Raw genomic sequence first — 20,104 nt, 5'->3', positions numbered from 1 at the left:
ACCGCCCGCCGCGCGAGAATCTTTCGGCCGACCGGGGCCGACCGGGGCCGACCGGGGCCGACCGGGGCCGACCGGGGCCGGGCGGCCCCCCAAGGGCCCGGCCGGGCTCAGCGGGCGTTGAGCACCTGAGCCACCACCGGGCCCGCCGCGTCGCCGCCGTGCCCGCCGGCCTGGACGACCGCCGCGGCGGCGAGGTCGTCGGCGTAGCCGGTGAACCAGCTGTTGGACTTGCCTTGGCCGTCCACCTCGGCGGAGCCGGTCTTCGCGCCCTTGACGCCGGTCACCGAGGCCATCGCGGCCCGCCCGGTGCCCGCGCCCCGGGTGGTCGCGCCCATCATGTCCCGCAGCGCCCCGGCGACGGCTCCCGGCAGTGGCTCGGCCTCGGCCAGCCGCCGGTCGTCGAGGGAGGCGGGGACCAGGATCGGCTGCTTGAAGGCCCCGTTCTTCGCGGTCGCGCTGATGGACGCCATGGTGAGCGCGTTCATCGTGATCCGGCCCTGGCCGATGTACGAGGCGGCCGTCTCGGTCCCCGAGGACGCGGGCACGCTGCCGTCGAAGCTGGGGATCCCGGTCTGCCAGTCGAGGCCGATGCCGAAGTACTTCCGCGCGGTCTCGCCCAGCGCGGTGTCCCGCGCCCCGCTGCCGAGCGGGGTGACCGCCTTGATGAAGGTGGTGTTGCAGGAGCGGAGGAAGGCATCCCGGAAGGTGGCGTTCGGGATGTCGAACTTGTCGAGGTTCTGGAAGTTCGCGCCCGCCCAGCCGACCGTCGCCGGGCACTCCACCTTCGCGTCCGGCCCCTTGACGATGCCCTTGTCGAGCATCATCGCGGCCGTCACGATCTTCATGGTGGAGCCGGGGGCCTGTGTCCCCATCATGGCCGCGTTGAAGCCGCCCGCCGGGCTGCCGGCGACGGCCCGGATCTCCCCGGTGCTGGGCTGGATCGCCACCGCGGACGCCTGCCCGTACCGCTTCACCGCCCGCTCGGCCGCCGCCTGGACGTCCGCGTCGAGGGTGGTCCGCAGGGTGCCCGGCCTGCCCTTGTGCAGCGGCAGCAGGGTCTGGTTCGCCACCCCCTCCAGGGTGGAGGAGAGCACCAGCCGGGTGGCGGGGGTGCCGCCCGCCTCCTCGCGGCCGTACCTCTGGCGCAGGGGGTCCAGGACGGTCGAGAGCGAGGGGTACTTCTCCTTCGTCAGCGGCCGGTTCTCACGGTCGAGGGCCTTGAAGCCGGGGGCCGCCGACTCGTCCAGCTCCAGTGTGGTGGTCTCCGTCAGCCGGGGGTGCAGCACGGAGGGCTTCCAGTCGACCAGCGGCCGGCCGGTGGTTCTGCCGCGCACCACGGTCAGCTCGGAGGAGTACGACCAGGGCTTGCTGCCGTGTTCGTGCGTCACCGTCGCCTCGACCCTGAACGGCACCTTCGCGCCGACCGGCGTGCCCGGGGTGATCACCGCCCTGGAGACCTTGGCGTCCTCGCGGTAGCCGGTGAGCCGGGGCTCGGCGTCCACCGGCTTGTTGGTCAGCTGGGACGCCTCGGGGGTGCGGCCCTCGGCCCAGGCGGCGAGAAAGGCGGTGCTGGTCCTCTCGATCTCCTGGGCGCTCGGCGGGCCCGTTCTGATCTTCTCCGCGCGGGGGGCCTCGCGGCCGCCGCTCCCGTCGCTCAGCATGGCGTAGCCCCCGTACCCCACACCGCCGGCTATGACCAGGAAGACGCCGCCGACGACGGCGACCTTCGCTCCACTCCGCATGGCTTGCAGCCCCTCTTCGACACCTCGACACCTTCCTTCTTGAACGCGTTCAAGAAGGAACCGGCCCGTGCACCCTACGGGACGCGGACGCTCCCGGGGCAGCCTTGTTACTGGACCGGAACGTATGCGGCGGCCCGCGCCCGGCGTGCCTGACCGCCCGTCATCCCGCAACTGTCGGAATATGGCCAAATGGCGAAAACAATGACGAAGGGCGAGTGGCACACGTTCGTCTCGGAGGGCACCCGCACCGCGAAGCTCTCGACCGTACGGGCCGACGGCAGCCCGCACATCGCTCCGGTGTGGTTCCTCCTCGACGGCGACGAACTGGTCTTCAACACCGACAAGGAGTCGGTCAAGGGCCACAATCTGATCAGGGACGGCAGGGTCGCCATCTGTGTGGACGACGAGACCCCGCCGTTCGCCTTCGTGACCCTCCAGGGACGGGCGGAGGTGAGTGAGGATCAGGAACAGGCCCTGCACTGGGCGACCCGGATCGCGGCCCGGTATCTGGGCGAGGACGTGGCCGCCGCGGTCGGCGCGCGCAACAGCGGCCCGGGTTCGATCACCGTACGGATCAGGGTCGCCAAGGCGATCGCGGTCTCCGGGCTCACCGACTGAACCCGCCCCTCCGCCCGGACCCGGACCCGGACCCGCCACCGGGTCCGGGTCCGGGTCCGGGCTCGGGTCCGGGGATCAGACCCAGGTGTCCAGCCACATCCGGTCGCGCCACTCCTCCACCGGGATCGGCGTCCCCGTGTACAGCGGATAGAAGTAGATGAAGTTCCAGATGATCAGCAGCACCAGCACGCCGGAGCCGATCGCGCCGATCGTCCGCCGCCGCTCGTCCGACCCCGGCGGGCCCAGCATCGCGCCGATCATCATCGCGACCGCCAGACAGAGGAACGGAACAAAGACCACCGCGTAGAAGAGGAAGATCGTGCGCTCCTGGTACAGGAACCACGGCACCCATCCCGCCGCGATACCGCAGGCGATCGCGCCCGCCCGCCAGTCCCGGCGGAAGGCCCACCGCCACAGGATGTAGCAGACCGCGAAGCACGCCGCCCACCACAGCAGCGGCGTCCCCAGCGCCAGCACCTCGCTCGCGCACTTGTCGGCGGCACTCGCGGGACAGCCGTCCTCGCCCGCCGCCGGGTCCTCGTAGTAGTACGAGACCGGGCGGCCCAGGACGATCCAGCTCCAGGGGTTCGACTCGTAGGTGTGCCCGGACTTCAGATTCACGTGAAAGCTGTAGACCTCGGTCTCGTAGTGCCAGAAGGCGCGCAGCGCCTCCGGGACCCAGGTCATGGAGAACTGCGGCAGATCGATCTGCCCCAGCAGCGGCAGCGTGACGCTGTCGGGCGAGAGCCCCTCGCGGCCCTTCGCCCAGTCCCGGAAATAGCCCTTGTCCGTGATGAACCAGCCGGCCCAGGAGGCCATGTACGCGGCGAGCGCCACCGGCACCGTCGAGACGAAGGCGGGCACCAGGTCCTTGCGCAGCACCGCGCGGTACGGCCGCACCGCGCCCGCCGTGCGCCGTGCGCCGACGTCCCACAAGACCGCCATCAGACAGAACGCGGCCATCACATAGAGGCCGTTCCACTTGGTGCCCGCCGCCAGGCCCAGCATCACGCCCGCGGTGATCCGCCAGGGCCGCCACCCCAGCCGCAGGGTCTGGGCGATGTGCGCGTCCGGCCGCAGCACCCCCTCCTCGTCCTCGGGCAGCGCGCCCGCCAGCCTGCGCCGCGCCCAGTCCCGGTCCAGCACCAGAGCCCCGAAGGCGGCCAGGACGAAGAACATCAGCACCAGGTCGAGCAGGGCGGCCCGGCTCATCACGAAGTGCAGCCCGTCGACGGCGAGCAGCGCGCCCGCCAGACAGCCGAGGAAGGTCGAGCGGAACAGCCTGCGGCCGATCCGGCAGAGCATCAGCACCGACAGGGTGCCGAGCACCGCGACCATGAAACGCCAGCCGAAGGGCGTGAAGTCGAAGAGCTTCTCGCCCAGGCCGATGATCCACTTGCCGACCGGGGGATGGACCACATAGCCGGGGTCGGTGGGGATGGCGACGGCCGAGGGATCCTTGAGGATCGACTTGTCGATGTCCTTGGGCCAGTTGCCCTCGTACCCCTGGTTGATCAGCGCCCAGGCGTCCTTGGCGTAGTACGTCTCGTCGAATATCACCTGGTTCGGCTTGCCCAGGTTCCAGAACCGGAGCAGGCCCGCGACCAGCGCCACCAGCAGCGGCCCCAGCCAGGCGGAGGCCCGCAGCAGCGGTGCCACCGCCGAGGGGGCGATGCCGAGGACGGGCCACAGCCGGGTCGAGGGGCGGACGTAGGGCGGCACCAGGCGCTCGCGCAGCCCGATCACGGCCGGGGACGTGTAGCCGAATCTGCGCAGCCGCTGCTGCCGGCCGGAGGGCGGCGGCTCGGCGTCCCTGCCCTGGTGGGTCTGTGGCGCGGTACTGGTCACCGCGCCATCGTAGGGAACGTATGTATGCGAGGTGCGCCTCCGGCCCCGCGAGGACCCCCTGAGAGCCTCGCGGGAACCCCCGTCGGCCCTCCTGGGACCCGCCGCCGGACCGACCCCCGCCACCGGTGCGGGACAATGGCCGGTGTGACCACTGAGCCCCGCGACACGCCCCCCGGCCCCCCGGCCCCCGCCGACCGTTCCGGCTCGTCCGGTCTGCTGGTCCTCGCCGGGACCCCGATCGGCGATGTCGCCGACGCCCCGCCCCGGCTCGCCGCCGAGCTGGCCGGAGCCGATGTCGTCGCCGCCGAGGACACCCGACGGCTGCGCCGGCTGACCCAGGCGCTCGGCGTCCAGACGAGCGGAAGGGTCGTCTCCTACTTCGAGGGCAACGAGTCCGCGCGTACGCCGGAGCTGGTCGACGCCCTCATCGGCGGCGCACGGGTGCTGCTGGTCACCGACGCGGGGATGCCCTCCGTCTCCGACCCCGGCTACCGGCTGGTCGCCGCCGCCGTGGAGAAGGACATCAGGGTCACCGCCGTCCCCGGCCCCTCCGCCGTGCTCACCGCGCTCGCCCTCTCCGGGCTCCCGGTGGACCGCTTCTGCTTCGAGGGCTTCCTGCCCCGCAAGGCGGGCGAGCGCCTCACCCGGCTCCGCGACAACGAGTCCGAGCGCCGCACCCTCGTCTACTTCGAGGCCCCCCACCGACTGGACGACACCCTCACCGCAATGGCCGAGGTGTTCGGAGCGGATCGCCGCGCCGCCGTCTGCCGCGAGCTGACCAAGACGTACGAGGAGGTCAAGCGCGGCTCTCTCGCCGAGCTGGCCGCCTGGGCCGCCGACGGGGTGCGCGGCGAGATCACCGTCGTCGTCGAGGGCGCCCCCGCCCCCGGCCCCGGCGATCTCGACGCGGAGGAGCTGGTGCGCCGGGTACGGGTCCGGGAAGAGGCCGGAGAGCGCCGGAAAGAGGCCATCGCGGCCGTCGCCGCCGAGGCAGGGCTGCCCAAGCGAGAGGTGTTCGATGCCGTCGTGGCGGCAAAGAACTCTGCTCGACCGAACCCCTGAGACGGTAAAGGGATACCGTAGAAGGCAAAGCGCAGACCGGCTCCGGGGCCCTTTGGGCATGGGAAGCCCAAAGACCAATCCATTATTCGACAGCGCTGATGCGCTCCCGCCGGAATAGGCGTCCACTGGGTCAGTGGAAAGGAGCAGGCATGAGTGAGATCACAGGCGCCGCCACGGTCCACGAGGCATATGCCTTCGCGTGCATGCGCTGCGGGCACGGCTGGGAGCAGTCGTACGACATCGAGCACCACCGCGACCCCGCCGGGCACGAGTACGTCGTCTACAAGGCGAACGGAGAGCGGGTTCCGTCCCCGCTGTCCAGCCCCACCTGCCTGAACTGCGGGGGGCACGTTGTACGGATCATGCGGGCCGGACAGGTCTCCTCCGTGCTGGACCTGATGGCGAGGACCGCCAGTCCGGCGCGTATCGCGCCCCCGCACCGGGAGGCGATGCCCCCGGGCAAGGGCACCGGGGCCGGCGCCGCCGGGGAGGAGCCGCCGGCCGCCAAGCCGGCCCACCACTGGCACCTGTCGGATCTGCTCCACCCCTTCCAGCGCAGGTAGCACGGGGTCCTCGGCCGGGGTCATGGGCGCGTGCCTCGTAGGATCACGCCCATGACCTCGAAGTCCGACCCGCCGCCGCTGCCCGAACCGCTCCGTGTCCCGGTCGCCGATTCCCATACCCACCTGGACATGCAGCAGGGCACGGTGGAGGAGGCACTCGCCCGGGCCGCCGCCGTCGGGGTGACCACCGTCGTCCAGGTCGGCTGCGACATCGAGGGCTCCCGCTGGGCCGCCCGCACCGCCGCCGAGCACGCCGCCGTGCACGCGGCCGTCGCCCTGCACCCCAACGAGGCCCCGCGCATCGTCTTCGGCGACCCGGACGGCACCGCGCGCCAGGGGGCCCGTGAGGCGGGCGGCGAGAGCGCGCTCGACGACGCGCTGGCCGAGATCGACGCGCTGGCCGCGCTGCCGCAGGTGCGCGCGGTCGGCGAGACAGGGCTCGACTATTTCCGCACCGGACCGGAAGGGATCGCCGCCCAGGAGCGGTCTTTCCGCGCCCATATCGAGATCGCCAAGCGCCGTGGAAAGGCCCTGGTCATTCACGACCGGGACGCGCACGCGGACGTTCTGCGCATACTCGCGGAGGAGGGCGCGCCGGAGCGCACGGTGTTCCACTGCTATTCCGGCGACGCGGAAATGGCGCGGTTGTGCGCCGACGCGGGCTATTACATGTCCTTCGCGGGCAATATGACCTTCAAGAACGCCCAGCCGCTGCGCGACGCGCTCGCCGTCGCGCCCAGGGAACTCGTCCTGGTGGAGACCGACGCGCCCTTCCTCACCCCGATGCCGTACCGAGGACGGCCCAACGCGCCCTATCTGATCCCCATCACCCTGCGTGCGATGGCGGCGGTGAAGGGGCTGGACGAGGACACCATGGCCGAGGCGGTGGCGGCGAACACGGCCGCCGCGTTCGACTACTGACCGTACCGACCCGTACCGACCCGTGCGGCTGTACGGGAGCGCGCGCGTACGAAGGTGACGCCGGGTGGCGGAATGGCTTTGGAGAGTCACCGCGGCTGCCGATAGCGTCCGGCCCACAGGGCCGTCCCGGGACGACCCGGACCTTACGGAGCGTCGTCGTGAGCCATTTCAGCCATCAGGGCCACAACGGGTACGGACACGGATACGGGCAGGGGTACGGCCAGGGGTACGGGCCGGGGTACCGGCCGTACGGCTACGCCGAGCCACGCCCCCGGGCGGCCGACGACACCGTCATCCTCACCCCGCGCCCCGGCGCGCCCGCGTACACCGCCCCGTACCCCGCCCACCCCGCGTACGCCCCGCCCGTCCCCCCGCCCGCCGCCGTCCCGCCCCTCCTCCCCTTCTCGCGGCGGAACACCGCCCCGCCCGGCCGCACCGAAGGCGGCAGCGGCGCCCACAGCGGCGGCGGAACCGTCATCGGCGGGGCCGTCGGCGGGACCCTCGGGGGAGGGGGCGGGGGCCGTCGCCGCCGCCCCGCCGACCGCCCGGAGACCGGTCTGCGCCGACTCGTCCCCCAGGCCCTGGTCGTCGTCATCCTCGCGGGCGGCACCTCGGCGTTCGTCGCCAGCGACAAGGCGGTACGCCTCACCGTCGACGGCCGCCCCCGCACCCTGCACACCTTCGCCGACCGCGTACAGGAGCTGCTCGACGACGTCGGCGTCGGCGTCGGCACCCACGACCTCGTCGCCCCCGCCCCCGGCACGGAGCTGACCAGCGGCGACGAGATCGTCGTCCGCCATGCCCGGCCCGTCGTCCTCACCCTCGACGGAGAGCGCCGCGAGGTGTGGACCACCGCCCGCACGGTCGGCGGCGCACTGCGCGAGCTGGGCGTACGGGCCGACGGCGCGTATCTCTCCGCCTCCCGCTCGGCGGCGATCTCCCGCGCGGGCCTCGCCCTGGACGTCCGCACCGAACGGACCGTGACCTTCCGCGCCGACGGCCACGAGCGCGCCATCCGCACCAACGCGGCCACCGTCGCCGAGGCGCTCGCCGAGGCCGGGATCACCCTCGGCGGCCAGGACACCACCTCCGTACCGCCCGCGAGCTTCCCGCGCGACGGGCAGACCGTCACCGTCAAACGGATCACCGGCAGCCGCGAGGTGCGCGAGGTGTCCATCCCGTACGAGGTCGTCACCGTCGAGGATCCGGTGCTCTTCGCGGGCACCGAGATCGTCGTCCAGCAGGGCCGGGCCGGGGCCCGCCGGGTCACCTACGAGCTGCGCACGGTCAACGGCGTCCGCCAGCGGCCCCGGAAGGTCGCCGACGTGGTGCTGCGGCAGCCGGTCACCCAGCGCGTCCACACCGGCACCCGGCGGATGCCCGACGCCGTGCCCGGCGCGGACGGCCTGAACTGGGACGCGCTGGCCCGCTGCGAGTCCGGCGGTCGGCCCTCCGCCGTCTCCCCCACCGGGGCCCACGGCGGGCTCTACCAGTTCGACGTCCTCACCTGGCGGGCGCTGGGCGGCCGGGGCCGCCCGCAGGACGCCGCCCCCGCCGAGCAGACCTTCCGCGCCAAGAAGCTGTACATCCAGCGCGGCGCGACTCCCTGGCCGCACTGCGGCCAAAGCCTGTACCGCTGACCCGTACGCTGTATCGGTGAGCACCACTGAGCCCTCCGACGTACTCCTCGGCCCCGCCGACATCCGCGAACTCGCCTCGGCGCTGGGCGTCCGCCCCACCAAGCAGCGCGGACAGAACTTCGTCATCGACGCCAACACCGTCCGCCGGATCGTCCGCACCGCCGGTGTCCGCGAGGACGACGTGGTCGTGGAGGTCGGCCCCGGGCTCGGCTCCCTGACGCTGGCGCTGCTGGAGGCGGCGGACAAGGTCGTCGCCGTCGAGATCGACGATGTGCTGGCCGCCGCGCTGCCCGCCACGATCCTGGCCCGGCTGCCGGAGCGCGCCCCCCGCTTCTCCCTGGTGCACTCCGACGCGATGAAGGTCGACGAACTGCCCGAGGAGCCGACCGCGCTGGTCGCGAACCTCCCGTACAACGTCGCCGTCCCGGTGCTGCTGCACATGCTGGACCGCTTCCCCACCATCGACCGCACCCTGGTGATGGTCCAGGCCGAGGTCGCCGACCGGCTCGCCGCCGCGCCCGGCAACAAGGTCTACGGAGTGCCGTCGGTGAAGGCCAACTGGTACGCGGAGGTCAAGCGCGCCGGCTCCATCGGCCGCAATGTGTTCTGGCCCGCGCCCAACGTCGACTCCGGCCTGGTCTCGCTGGTCCGCCGCGACCCGCCGAAGACCACCGCCGCCAAGTCCGAGGTCTTCGCCGTGGTCGACGCCGCCTTCGCCCAGCGCCGCAAGACGCTGCGCGCCGCCCTCGCCGGCTGGGCGGGCTCGCCCGCCGCCGCCGAGACGGCCCTCGTGGCGGCCGGGATCTCCCCGCAGGCCCGGGGCGAGTCGCTGACCGTCGAGGAGTTCGCCCGGATCGCGGAGGCCAAGCCGTGAGCACCGCGGACGAAGCCCTGAGCGCCGTCACCGTCCGCGTCCCCGCGAAGGTCAACGTCCAGCTCGCGGTGGGCGCCGCCCGCCCCGACGGCTTCCACGACCTGGCCAATGTCTTCCTCGCGGTCTCCCTCTTCGACGAGGTGACCGCCCGCCCCGCCGCCGCCCTCACCGTCACCTGCGAGGGCCCCGACGCGGCGCGGGTCCCGCTGGACGCCACGAACCTCGCGGCCCGCGCGGCGATCCTCCTCGCCCAGCGCCACGGCCGCACCCCCGACGTCCATCTCCACATCGTCAAGGACATCCCCGTCGCGGGCGGCATGGCGGGCGGCAGCGCCGACGGCGCCGCCGCGCTCCTCGCCTGCGACGCCCTGTGGGGCCTGGGCTCCACCCGCGAAGAGCTGCTCGACATCTGCGCCGAACTCGGCAGCGATGTGCCCTTCAGCCTGGTCGGCGGTGCCGCGCTCGGCACCGGCCGGGGCGAGCGGCTCACCGCGCTGGACGTCGGCGGCGACTTCCACTGGGTGTTCGCCGTCGCCGACGGCGGACTCTCCACCCCGGCGGTGTACGGCGAGTTCGACCGCCTCACCGCGGGCGCCGAGATCCCCGAGCCGACGGCGTCCCCCGCCCTGCTCGCCGCCCTGCGCACCGGCGACCCGGTCGCCCTCGCCGCCGCCCTCACCAACGACCTCCAGCCCGCCGCCGTCTCGCTGCGCCCCTCCCTGACCGCCGTCCTCGACGCGGGGACCGCGGCGGGCGCGCTCGCCGCCCTCGTCTCCGGCTCCGGCCCCACCACCGCCTTCCTGGTGAAGGACGCCGCGTCCGCCGTCTCGGTGGCCGCCGCCCTCACCGCCTCCGGCACCTGCCGCACCGCCCGCACCGCCTGCTCCCCGGCCCCGGGCGCGACCGTCCTCCGCTGATCCCCGGCGGCCGGCGCGGGTCAGGTGCTCTCTACAACCACCGCAGTAGACGTCAACCTCCTCATGTCCGACCTGGGTTGACGGTTCATGCCCCAAGGGATGATTTCTCCGGCGGCGAGACACGAAAGGGTTGGCCGTACATCTGTACGGGCCCTGTACGCACCCTGTGCGAGCCCTGTACGTACGCCGACCGGAAGGATCTTCCTTGTGCGCAGCCGACGGTTAGTGCCCCTGATCGCGGTGAGCCTTCTCGCCACCCTGACCCCCGGCCTCGCCTCCGCCGCAGCGGCGGCGGCCCCGGCCACCCCGGCCTCTCCGGCGGCAGCCGCCGTGGCCCCGCCGGCCCAGTACACCGGGCAGACCCCGGACTGGAAGAGGTGTCACACCGCCCTGCCCGCCGACTTCCAGTGCGCGACGATCAAAGTGCCGCTCGACTACGCGGAACCCGGCGGCAAGAGGATCGACATCGCGATATCCCGGTTCAAGGCCGCGAACCCGGCCAAGCGCCACGGTGTGCTCCTCTCCAACCCCGGCGGCCCCGGCGGCCCGGGGCTCGGCCTCCCGGCGGAGCTGGACACGATGCTGACCGCCTCCGTGCGCGAGCGGTACGACCTCATCGGCTTTGACCCCCGGGGCACCGGCGCGAGCACCCCCGTCGTCTGCGGACTGACCCCCGACGAGCGGCCCTGGCCGCGTCCGTACAAGGCGAAGACCTTCGCCAAGGACGTGCGGTGGGCCAAGTCGGTCGCCGACAAGTGCCGTGCACAGCACGGCGACATCCTCCCGCACATCACCACCCGCAACACCGCCCGGGACATGGACGTCATCCGCGCCGTCCTCGGCGAGAAGAAGATCTCCTACCTCGGCTACTCCTACGGCACCTACCTCGGGTCCGTGTACACCCAGATGTTCCCGAAGCGCGCCGACCGGTTCGTCCTCGACAGCGCGACCGACCCGGGGAAGGCATGGCGCGGAATGGTCCGCGACTGGGGCCCCGAGGCCGAGTCGGCGTTCGAGCGGTGGACCGAGTGGACCGCCGAGCGCTCGGCGACGTACCGGCTGGGCGACACCCCCGCCAAGGTCTCCCAGTCCTTCTGGGACCTCGTCGCCCACGCCGAACGGGAGCCCATCGTCTACGGCGGGATGGCCTTCGACGGCGCTCTGTTGCGCGGCGCGATGCGGCCCGCGGTCTTCGACGTCCGCGGCGCGGCCGAATCGGTCGTGATCTTCAAGGACCTCGCCGACGGGAAGCCCGTCCCGCAGCCGCCCGCCGCCGAGCCGGTGCCCGACGCGATCATCTCGTCCCAGTGGTCCGTGCTGTGCGGTGACACCACCTGGCCCCGGAACCCCGAGACCTACCGCGAGGACTCCCGCCGCGACGCGGCCCGCCACCCGCTCGTCGGCGACCACGTCTCCAACATCACGCCCTGCGCCTTCTGGGACCGGGCCGTCGAGCCCAAGACCACGGTCGACAACAAGGTCGGCGCGCTGATCGTGCAGAGCGAGTGGGACTCGCAGACCCCGCTCTCCGCCGCCCTCGGCATGCACCGGGCGATGAAGGGCTCCAAGATGGTCACGGTGAAGGGCGGCGAGGGCCACGCCGTCTACCTGCTCAACCGCAGCGCCTGCGCCGACCGCACCACCGACGCCTATCTGGCCACCGGCCGGCTCCCCGCCGGAAACGTCACCTGCGCGCCCAACCCCCGCGAGGGCAAGAGCGAGTCGGCCACCGTCCTGCCCGTTCCCCCGCGGTCCCCGCTTCTCCCGGTGACCATCGGCTGATCCGTCCCCGAGCGGCTCCGGCCGGCCTTCGGGAGCGGTCCGACTTATCACTCCGATGGCCGGGGGGCGGCCCGCGCGGTTCGACGCGGTGTCGTCCCAACCGCTACGAAGGTCTCGTTCATTCAGTGATCTTCGTAGCGGCGGACGCCGGCTGTGCGACCGGTGAGAGCGGCACGGAGGCTCCTCAGGAGAGAAGCACCCTCATGACCCATGTCTTCAACCGGCTGACGCTGGTCTTCACCGTCCTCACCGCCCTGCTGATCGGACTGACCACAGGCACCGCGAACGCCGCCCCCGGCGACAACTTCCGGATCACCAACAACGCCACCGGCGGCACCCTCATCCCCCAGGACTTCGGCGGCAACTCCTCGGACAACATCCTCATGTACGCCTGGCACGACTACGACACCCGGGGCGGGGAGCAGTGGAACCTGGAGCGGACCCCCTCCGGGTATCTCCTCATCCGCAATGTCAGGACCGGCAAGTGCCTCAAGCCCGGCGGCGAGTTCCACTTCAAGACGTCGGTGACCCAGGGGGCCTGCAACGACACCTACGAGTACCACTGGCAGGACAAGGCGAACGTCCTGGGCGACACCTACAAGCTGATCTCCCGTTCGGCCAACAAGGTGCTCTCGCCCTACTTCGGCCAGCAGCCCGGTGAGGTCGTCGTGCTGGAGACGGACAGCAACATCGCGAAGAACTGGTGGTCCATCAGCCGGATCTGACCGGACCTGATCGGATCTGGCCGGGGCGCGCCGACCGGGGGATCGTCAACTCCCGTACACCGCAAGGTCCGAGAGTCATTCGTTTGAGGTGATTGCGGCGATAAGTCGGCGTTTTTGGCTGGTACGGCATCATCTGACCGGCACGCTGGGCGACAGTCCGATCCGGCTTCGCCCAGCGGTCCGGGCCATTTCACGCCCCACGTATGCACAAGGAGCATGTTCCATGTCGCAGATTCAGTACCCGGGTGCCGACACCTCCGACGAGCCGCAGAAGAAGCGCAACCCCGAGCTGGGGGAGCGCCGCGAGGCGTCCTACATCGAGGTGGAGACGGTGGCGGGCAGCGCCCTCCAGGGCAAGGCGCGGGCCAAGCTCAGGGCCACGCTCACCGATGAGAACAACGAGCCGCTCAAGGGCCAGTCGATCCGGTTCTACGTGCGCACGGGCGGCCAGACCTTCGGCACCGTGAAGACCGACCGCGAGGGCGTCGCGGAGTGGGACACCGGCCAGCACATCAGCGACCCCCAGCTGATGATCACGGCGGCGGTCTCCGGTTACGTGGCCGAGTACAAGGGCTCCGCGAACTACGACGGCGCGAAGGCCATCGGCAGCTTCAACGTCACCACCTGAGCCCCTCCGCCCGGCGCGCGCCCGCGGCCCCCGCCCCGGGGCCGCGGGCGCGAGGGGCCGCGGTCACGAGGCCGCGGGCGCGGCCTTCCCGGCGGCGCAGACCATCTCGTACGTCTCCTTCATGTAGTCGTTCCTCGGGACGGTCCCGCACTCGAACATCCCGCCGAAGCGGTTGTGCCAGGTCGTGACGGACCCGTAGACCGGTGCCGCCCCGGAGCCGGCGCAGGTGCGGACGAAGGTCGCCTCGACGAACTCCACGCCCTCCACGGAGACGGCGTCGAAAGCCTTGCCGACGTCCTGGAACGAGGCCTCGTCCGAGGACTTCGGCAGCGGCTTCCCGGCGCGCGCCAGGCTCCCCGGTACGGCCTTCATCCGCTTCTCCAGGGACGCGAGGACGGTCTCCTCGTCCAGCTTCGCGCTCGACGTCACCTCGGAGCGCACGGCCCGGACGGGGATCGGCGTGAATGTGATCTTCTTGTTCACCATCTCGCTGGTGACGGTGACCGGACGCGAGGCCTTCACTATCTTGTTCCGCTCCCGCGGAGTGCTCCAGCTGAACGTCGCCGAGGCGCACTCCGCCTCGGCGACGGTGGTCGCCCCGGCGGCGGCCCGCTTGGCGCTGGGCTTGGCGGCGGGCTTGGCGGCGGGCTTGTCCGGAGCGTCGGAGGAGGAAGGCGAGGTGGCCTGACAGCCGGCCAGCGCTGCACACGCCAGACCGGCCAGCACAGCTCTGGACAGGAACGTTCCCTTGGTGTGCCGTGTCATCAGCCGACTCTCCCCGTTTGTCGATCTTCGTCTTCGCGGGCAGATCTTGCCACGTCGGCCGAAAGTCGACCGCCTACTCCGCCGCCGGCCAGGAGTACGCCGGGATCAACTCCGGTACCACCTGCCACCCGTTGACCTTCCACACCAGCCGCCAGTAGCGGTCCGCCTGGAGGTCGGGAGCGCCGTCGATGCCGGGCGCCAGTCCGACCGACCGCCGTGCCGCCGCCTTCCGCATCCGGGTGCGGAAGCCCTCGTCGCCGACCAGCTCCGCCAGCTCCACCCAGGCGGCCACCTGCTCGGCGGAGGGATCGTCGGGGAGGTCGGGGGTCGCGGCGCGGACCATGGCCAGCGTCTGTGGATCGGCCGCCGGGCCGCCGAACGTACCGTCGATGAACTCGTCGATCAGACGCCCGCGCTCCTCGCGGGACAACTGCGTGAGCCTGTGCATGGACTGCGTCTCCTCGGGGCCTGCCCCGCCCAGGGCCGCGACTCGCAGAACGCTCTGCCGCATCCGCAGCGCCCGGATCTGTACATCCAGGGCATCGGCGTGCGCCGCGGCGACTTCCGCCACCGAGACCTCGCGGTCCAGCACCCGCCGGATCGTGGGGAGGTCGATGCCCAGCTCGCGCAGGGTCCGGACGAGTTCGAGCCGGTGCGGTGCTTCGAGGTCGTAGAGCCGGTAACCGGCGGGGGTTCGACTGGTCGGCGCGACGATTCCCGCATCGGAGTAGAACCTGATCGTGCGCACCGGCAGTCCGGTGCGCCGGGAGAGTTCGCCGATGGAGAGGAGAGCCGCGCTGTTCATGCCCCCAGCCTGGGGCCTCCAGCCGGTGGAGACTCAAGAGGGAAACCCTGTGTACGCGCCCGCTCCCGGAGCGTGTGTGTACGTCCGGCCTCTCACCAGCGGTTTCGGTCGCCGGAGTCACACGGCGCGCCACCGCCGTACGCTGGCCTCCGGAACCGCGATCCCCCGGAGCAGGAGAAAAATGGCCGTCAATCTGGTCAATGTCGAGGCTGTCAGCAAGGTGTACGGGACCCGTGCACTGCTCGACGGCGTATCCCTCGGCGTCTCCGAGGGGGACCGCATCGGCGTGGTCGGCCGCAACGGCGACGGAAAGACCACCCTGATCCGGATGCTGGCGAAGCTGGAGGACCCCGACACGGGCCGTGTCACCCAGAACAGCGGCCTGCACCTGGGCGTCCTCACCCAGCACGACTCGCTCGACCCCGAGGCGACCGTCCGCCACGAGGTGATCGGCGATCTCGCGGACCACGAGTGGGCGGGCAACGCCAAGATCCGCGATGTGCTGACCGGGCTCTTCGGCGGGCTCGACCTCCCGGGCTTCCCGCAGGGCCTCGACACCGTGATCGCGCCGCTCTCCGGCGGCGAGCGCCGCCGGATCGCCCTCGCCAAGCTCCTCATCGCCGACCAGGACCTGATCGTCCTGGACGAGCCCACCAACCACCTCGACGTCGAGGGCATCGCCTGGCTCGCCGACCATCTGCGGTCCCGCCGCTCCGCGCTCGTCTGCGTCACCCACGACCGGTGGTTCCTGGACCAGGTCTGCACCCGGATGTGGGACGTCCAGCGCGGTTCGGTCTACGAGTACGAGGGCGGCTACAGCGACTACGTCTTCGCCCGCGCCGAGCGCGAGCGCATCGCGGCCACCGAGGAGGCCAAGCGCCAGAACCTCATGCGCAAGGAGCTGGCCTGGCTCCGGCGCGGCGCTCCCGCCCGTACCTCCAAGCCCCGCTACCGCATCGAGGCGGCCAATGAGCTGATCGCCGACGTGCCGCCGCCGCGCGACACCAGCGAGCTGATGAAGTTCGCCAACGCCCGCCTCGGCAAGACCGTCTTCGACGCCGAGGACGTCACCGTCCAGGCCGGGCCCAAGGTCCTCCTCAAGCATCTGACCTGGCAGCTCGGCCCCGGCGACCGCATCGGTCTCGTCGGCGTCAACGGCGCGGGCAAGACCTCCCTGCTCCGCGCCCTCGCCGAGGCCGCCCGCAGCGGCGGCGAGATCCAGCCCGCCGCCGGACGGATCGTCGTCGGCAAGACCGTCAGGCTCGCCTATCTCTCCCAGGACGTCACCGAGCTGCCCGGCTCCCTCCGCGTCCTGGAGGCCGTCCAGCAGATCCGCGACCGCGTCGATCTCGGCAAGGGCCGCGAGATGACCGCCGGCCAGCTCTGCGAGCAGTTCGGCTTCGGCAAGGAGAAGCAGTGGACCCCGCTCTCCGACCTCTCCGGCGGTGAGCGCCGCCGCCTTCAGATCCTGCGGCTGCTGATGGACGAGCCCAATGTCCTCTTCCTCGACGAGCCCACCAACGATCTCGACATCGAGACCCTCACCCAGCTCGAAGACCTCCTCGACGGCTGGCCCGGCTCCATGGTCGTCATCTCCCACGACCGCTTCTTCATCGAGCGCACCACCGACCGGACCTTCGCCCTCCTCGGCGACTCCACCCTCCGGATGCTCCCGCGCGGCATCGACGAGTACCTCGAACGCCGCCGCGCCATGATCGAGTCGGCGGCCCCGGCCCCCGCCAGGCCCGCCGAGCCGACCGGCGCCACCAAGACCAAGTCGGCGGGCGAGTCCCGCGCCGCGCAGAAGGAGCTGTCCCGCATCGAGCGCCAGCTCGACAAGATCTCCGCCAAGGAGACCGGGCTTCACGACCGGATCGCCGAGAACGCCACCGACTTCGCCAAGGTCGCGAAGCTCGACGCGGAGCTGCGTGGCTTGATCACCGAGCGCGAGGAGCTGGAGATGCGCTGGCTGGAGCTGGCCGAAGACTCCTGATCAAAGGGTGTGGCGCACCCATACATTCGGCTCCGCGTACACCGCGTACCCCCGCTCGGGCTCGCAGTGCACCGGCACCAGCGCACCGGGGACCTCCACCCGGGCCACTCGCGCCACTGGTCCAGGGTCCCCGGTAGCGTCATCGACGCCGGTGCCACCGCTTCCACGACGCCCCCGGGCCGGGCGTGGACCGGTCGTACGGCAGCCCGTCCGGGCGGGTGCGGAAGGCGTACTCCTGGATGGACTCGCCCACCTCCAGATGCTTGGCGGTCAGCCGCTGTCGCTGTCGCTGTCGCCGAGCAGCCGGGTGGCTTCCCGCGCGGCGATGTCCAGGGCCTGGGCGAGTCCCTCGGGGCGGCGGCCTCCGGCGGCGGCCAGCGGGCCGCGCCCGCCGGAGCCGCCGCCGACGGCGCGGGCCGCGCCGGTGAGGAGCTGGGCGGCCTGGACGCCGGACCGGTGGAGGCCGGGGGAGACCGCGGCGGCGAGGAGGGCCTTGCCTTCGTGTTCGGCTCCCAGGATCACGGCGGCCGGGCCTTCGCCGAGGCGGGTGAGGGCCTCGGAGGCCAGAGTGCGCAGCTCGTCCGGGGTGACGCCGGTGACGCCGGTGACCCGCTGGACGACCAGCCGCCCGCGACCGGCGGTACGGGCCCGGCCCGCGAGCTGCCCGGCGCGCTCCCGCAGCTCCTCGGCCCGGTGCCGGGAAAGCTGCCGCTGGGCGTCGGCGAGGGCGTCGAGGCGCTTGCGCAGGGCCCCGGGGGCTTCGGCCGGGCGGGTCCCGACGAGCCGCGCCAGTTCGTTCAGCAGCCGGCGTTCGGTGTCCTGGTGCCGCAGCGCGCCGTGGCCGGTGAGCGCTTCGACGCGGCGGAGGTTGGAGCCGATGGACGACTCGCCGAGCAGCCGGAAGGTGCCGACCTGGGAGCCGTGGGCGACATGGGTGCCGCCGCACAGCTCACGGGAGAAGTCGCCGATGTCGACGATCCGTACGGTCTCCCCGTACTTCTCCCCGAACAGGGCGATCGCCCCGGCGGCCTCGGCCTCGGCGCGGTCGGCAAACCAGGCGCGCACCTCGGGGTCGTCCAGGACATGCCCGTTGACCGCCGACTCGATCCGCGCGAGCTGGTCCGGGGTGAGAGCGGCGAAGTGCGCGAAGTCGAAGCGGAGCCGGTCGGGTTCGACGAGAGAGCCCTGCTGGCGGGCGTGGTCGCCGAGGGTGGCCAGCACGACGGCGTGCAGGATGTGGGTGGCGGAGTGCGAACGCGTCAGACCGGCCCGCCGCCCGGCGTCCACCCGGGCCTCGCCGACCGCCCCGGCGCGGACCTCCCCCCGGAGGACGCGCGCGGTGTGGACACGGAAGCCCTCCAGGCCGTAGCGGGTGTCCGTGACCTCGACGACGGTCCCGTCGCCCATGGTCAGGGTCCCGGTGTCCCCGATCTGGCCCCCGGCCTCGGCGTAGAACGGCGAGCGGTCCAGTACGAGCCCCACCTCGTCCCCCTCGGCGGCGACGCCGCCCGGGACGCCGCCCGTGATGAGCCCGGTGACCGTCGTCTCGGCGATCAGGCTGTCATAGCCGACGAACTCGGTCCGGGGGACCCGCGCGGCCAGCTCGCGGTAGGCCTCCAGCCTCTTCAGAGCCTCGGCCGTCTTCGCCTTCCCGCCCGTCTTCGCCCGGCGCCTCTGCTCGTCGAGCAGGGTCCCGAAGCGATCCTCGTCGACCGTGAGCCCCGCGTCCCGGGCGGCCTCGACGGTCAGCTCCAGCGGGAAGCCGTAGGTGTCGGCCAGCTCGAAGGCCGTCTCACCGGCCAGGGTCACCGACCGGCCCTCGCGGGTACGGGTGATCGCGGCGTCCAGCAGCCGGGTGCCCTGGGCCAGAGTCCGGGCGAACGACTCCTCCTCGGCGGTCACGACCTGCTCGATCAGACCGGCCCGCCCGGTCAGCTCCGGCCAGACGTCCCCCAGATTGGCGACCACGCTCGCGGTCGCGGCGGGCAGCACGGGCCCGGTGATACCGAGCAGCCGGGCATGGCGCACCGCCCGCCGCATCAGCCGCCGCAGAATGTACCCCCGCCCGTCCTTGGCCGGCAGCACCCCGTCCGCGATGAGGAAGGCGGCGGACCGGGCATGCTCGGCGACCACCTGGAAGGACACCTTCTCCTCCCCCTCACCGGGGTACTCCCGGCCGGCCAGCTCCTGGACCGTGTTCAGGGTGGGCAGCAGCAGATCCGTCGTGCAGACGTTCTCGGCCCCCTGAAGGACCGCGGCCAGCCGGTCCAGCCCGAGCCCGGTGTCGATACTCCTGCTCGGCAGCTCCCCGACGATCGGATAGTCCTTCTTCGCCGGGCCCTCACCCCGCACGGTCTGCATGAAGACCAGGTTCCACAGCTCGATGTACCGCTCCCCGTCGACGGCCGGCCCGCCCTCTTCCCCAAACCCCGGACCCCGGTCGTAACTGATCTCCGACGACGGCCCACTCGGCCCCGGCACCCCCATCGACCAGTAGTTGTCCTCCATCCCCAGCCGCTGGATCCTCCCCGCCGGGACACCGATGCGCCGCCAGATCCGCTCGGCCTCGTCGTCGTCCTCGAAAACGGTGATCCAGAGCCGCTCCTTCTCCAGCCCGTACCCCTCGGTCATGAGCTCCCAGGCGAAGGCCGCGGCGTCCTCCTTGAAGTAGTCGCCGAAGGAGAAGTTCCCCATCATCTCGAAGAACGTCGCATGCCGATTCGTACGGCCCACCTGGTCGATGTCCGAGGTCCGCGCGCATTTCTGAATGCTGGTGGCCCGGGGGAACGGCGGGGCGGTCTCACCCAGGAGATAGGGCTTGAACTGGTTCATCCCGGCATTCGCCAGCAACAGGGTGGGATCGTCCGGGATCAGCGAACTGGACGGGACGGGCTGATGCCCGCGGGAGACGAAGAAGTCGGTGAACGTCTGACGGATCCGCGTCGAGCGCATGGCGGCGTGGCCTCACTGAAGAGTCATGGAAGGTGGGGGTCGATCACACGCCGAGCCGGGCCGAGAACAGGGACTGAGAAAGTTCTCAGTTCTCCGGCTCGACGCAGATAGCTCGCGCCCCCACGGTGTGCACCATGACTCCAGATCCATCGATCGCATCAGTGACGATACGGGCGGACCCCAAAGGTCGGAGGCCGCCACACCGTCGACTGTAACGGGTCCCGCGTCGAGAGCGCCCGCCGTTTTGCCGCCGCGATCTGGTCGATCTT

At 71.9% G+C, this 20,104-nt stretch carries 16 protein-coding genes and 1 pseudogene; 11 read left to right on the top strand and 6 right to left on the bottom strand.

The annotated features are described in order from the left end of the window. Positions 1–107: 107 nt before the first annotated feature. Positions 108–1,742 carry a penicillin-binding transpeptidase domain-containing protein gene (locus IE247_RS08460; protein WP_190122329.1) on the bottom strand — a complete coding sequence of 545 codons (1,635 nt, stop codon included), beginning with the start codon at positions 1,740–1,742 and terminating at the stop codon, positions 108–110. Positions 1,743–1,931: 189 nt separating this feature from the next. Here IE247_RS08460 and IE247_RS08455 point away from each other — a divergent pair, with 189 nt between their 5' ends. Beyond that, on the top strand, positions 1,932–2,360 hold the full coding sequence (locus tag IE247_RS08455) for a PPOX class F420-dependent oxidoreductase (protein ID WP_190122328.1): 429 nt from the start codon (positions 1,932–1,934) through the stop codon (positions 2,358–2,360). Between the two features lie 75 nt (positions 2,361–2,435). On the opposite strand, the gene IE247_RS08450 is transcribed toward IE247_RS08455, so the two are convergent. After that, on the bottom strand, positions 2,436–4,208 hold the full coding sequence (locus IE247_RS08450) for a dolichyl-phosphate-mannose--protein mannosyltransferase (RefSeq protein WP_190122327.1): 1,773 nt from the start codon (positions 4,206–4,208) through the stop codon (positions 2,436–2,438). 213 nt (positions 4,209–4,421) lie between these two features. Between IE247_RS08450 and rsmI the strand changes: the two genes are divergently transcribed. The 9 genes from rsmI (at position 4,422) to IE247_RS08405 (ending at position 13,320) form a co-directional block, all read left to right on the top strand. Further along, positions 4,422–5,270, top strand: coding sequence for a 16S rRNA (cytidine(1402)-2'-O)-methyltransferase (gene rsmI, locus IE247_RS08445; protein WP_190122542.1), 849 nt, complete (start codon positions 4,422–4,424; stop codon positions 5,268–5,270). Positions 5,271–5,419: 149 nt separating this feature from the next. Beyond that, positions 5,420–5,833 (top strand): hypothetical protein, encoded by a 414-nt coding sequence (locus tag IE247_RS08440; protein WP_190122326.1) that lies wholly within the window; start codon positions 5,420–5,422, stop codon positions 5,831–5,833. A 51-nt stretch (positions 5,834–5,884) separates the two neighbouring features. Then, positions 5,885–6,754: a TatD family hydrolase gene (locus tag IE247_RS08435; protein WP_190122325.1), complete on the top strand. Its 870-nt coding sequence runs from the start codon at positions 5,885–5,887 to the stop codon at positions 6,752–6,754. Between the two features lie 158 nt (positions 6,755–6,912). After that, positions 6,913–8,394: a resuscitation-promoting factor gene (locus tag IE247_RS08430; RefSeq protein WP_190122324.1), complete on the top strand. Its 1,482-nt coding sequence runs from the start codon at positions 6,913–6,915 to the stop codon at positions 8,392–8,394. 16 nt (positions 8,395–8,410) lie between these two features. Then, a complete protein-coding gene (gene rsmA / locus IE247_RS08425) occupies positions 8,411–9,268 on the top strand; it encodes a 16S rRNA (adenine(1518)-N(6)/adenine(1519)-N(6))-dimethyltransferase RsmA (protein WP_190122323.1) in 858 nt (285 codons plus the stop codon). Further along, positions 9,265–10,185, top strand: a complete 921-nt coding sequence (locus IE247_RS08420; RefSeq protein ID WP_229868866.1) for a 4-(cytidine 5'-diphospho)-2-C-methyl-D-erythritol kinase — start codon at positions 9,265–9,267, stop codon at positions 10,183–10,185. Before rsmA ends, IE247_RS08420 begins: the two co-directional genes overlap by 4 nt. A gap of 240 nt (positions 10,186–10,425) precedes the next feature. Continuing rightward, the gene (locus tag IE247_RS08415; RefSeq protein WP_229868863.1) at positions 10,426–11,967 is read left to right on the top strand and encodes an alpha/beta hydrolase; all 1,542 of its coding nucleotides are present in this window, start codon (positions 10,426–10,428) and stop codon (positions 11,965–11,967) included. 125 nt (positions 11,968–12,092) lie between these two features. Continuing rightward, positions 12,093–12,692 (top strand): RICIN domain-containing protein, encoded by a 600-nt coding sequence (locus IE247_RS08410; RefSeq protein WP_190122321.1) that lies wholly within the window; start codon positions 12,093–12,095, stop codon positions 12,690–12,692. A gap of 223 nt (positions 12,693–12,915) precedes the next feature. Continuing rightward, positions 12,916–13,320 (top strand): Ig-like domain-containing protein, encoded by a 405-nt coding sequence (locus IE247_RS08405; RefSeq protein WP_190122320.1) that lies wholly within the window; start codon positions 12,916–12,918, stop codon positions 13,318–13,320. Between the two features lie 63 nt (positions 13,321–13,383). On the opposite strand, the gene IE247_RS08400 is transcribed toward IE247_RS08405, so the two are convergent. Both IE247_RS08400 and IE247_RS08395 read right to left on the bottom strand, forming a co-directional pair. Further along, a complete protein-coding gene (locus IE247_RS08400) occupies positions 13,384–14,085 on the bottom strand; it encodes a hypothetical protein (RefSeq protein WP_190122319.1) in 702 nt (233 codons plus the stop codon). A 73-nt stretch (positions 14,086–14,158) separates the two neighbouring features. Beyond that, positions 14,159–14,890 carry a MerR family transcriptional regulator gene (locus tag IE247_RS08395; RefSeq protein ID WP_190122318.1) on the bottom strand — a complete coding sequence of 244 codons (732 nt, stop codon included), beginning with the start codon at positions 14,888–14,890 and terminating at the stop codon, positions 14,159–14,161. A 181-nt stretch (positions 14,891–15,071) separates the two neighbouring features. Here IE247_RS08395 and IE247_RS08390 point away from each other — a divergent pair, with 181 nt between their 5' ends. Continuing rightward, positions 15,072–16,883, top strand: a complete 1,812-nt coding sequence (locus IE247_RS08390) for an ABC-F family ATP-binding cassette domain-containing protein (protein WP_190122317.1) — start codon at positions 15,072–15,074, stop codon at positions 16,881–16,883. On the opposite strand, the pseudogene IE247_RS08385 reads toward IE247_RS08390, so the two are convergent. After that, positions 16,884–17,160: pseudogene (locus IE247_RS08385) on the bottom strand (N-acetyltransferase); the annotation flags it as partial. It abuts the gene before it with no gap. Next, complete coding sequence (alaS, locus tag IE247_RS08380) at positions 17,154–19,835, bottom strand: alanine--tRNA ligase (RefSeq protein ID WP_190122316.1); 2,682 nt, start codon at positions 19,833–19,835, stop codon at positions 17,154–17,156. The gene alaS and the pseudogene IE247_RS08385, both read right to left, overlap by 7 nt. Between the last annotated feature and the right edge of the window lie 269 nt (positions 19,836–20,104).

The organism is Streptomyces inusitatus, from assembly GCF_014651115.1.
GTDB lineage: Bacteria > Actinomycetota > Actinomycetes > Streptomycetales > Streptomycetaceae > Streptomyces > Streptomyces amakusaensis.
The sequence above is the reverse complement of the archived record's forward strand: the minus strand, read 5'-3'. Positions and strand labels throughout refer to the sequence as shown.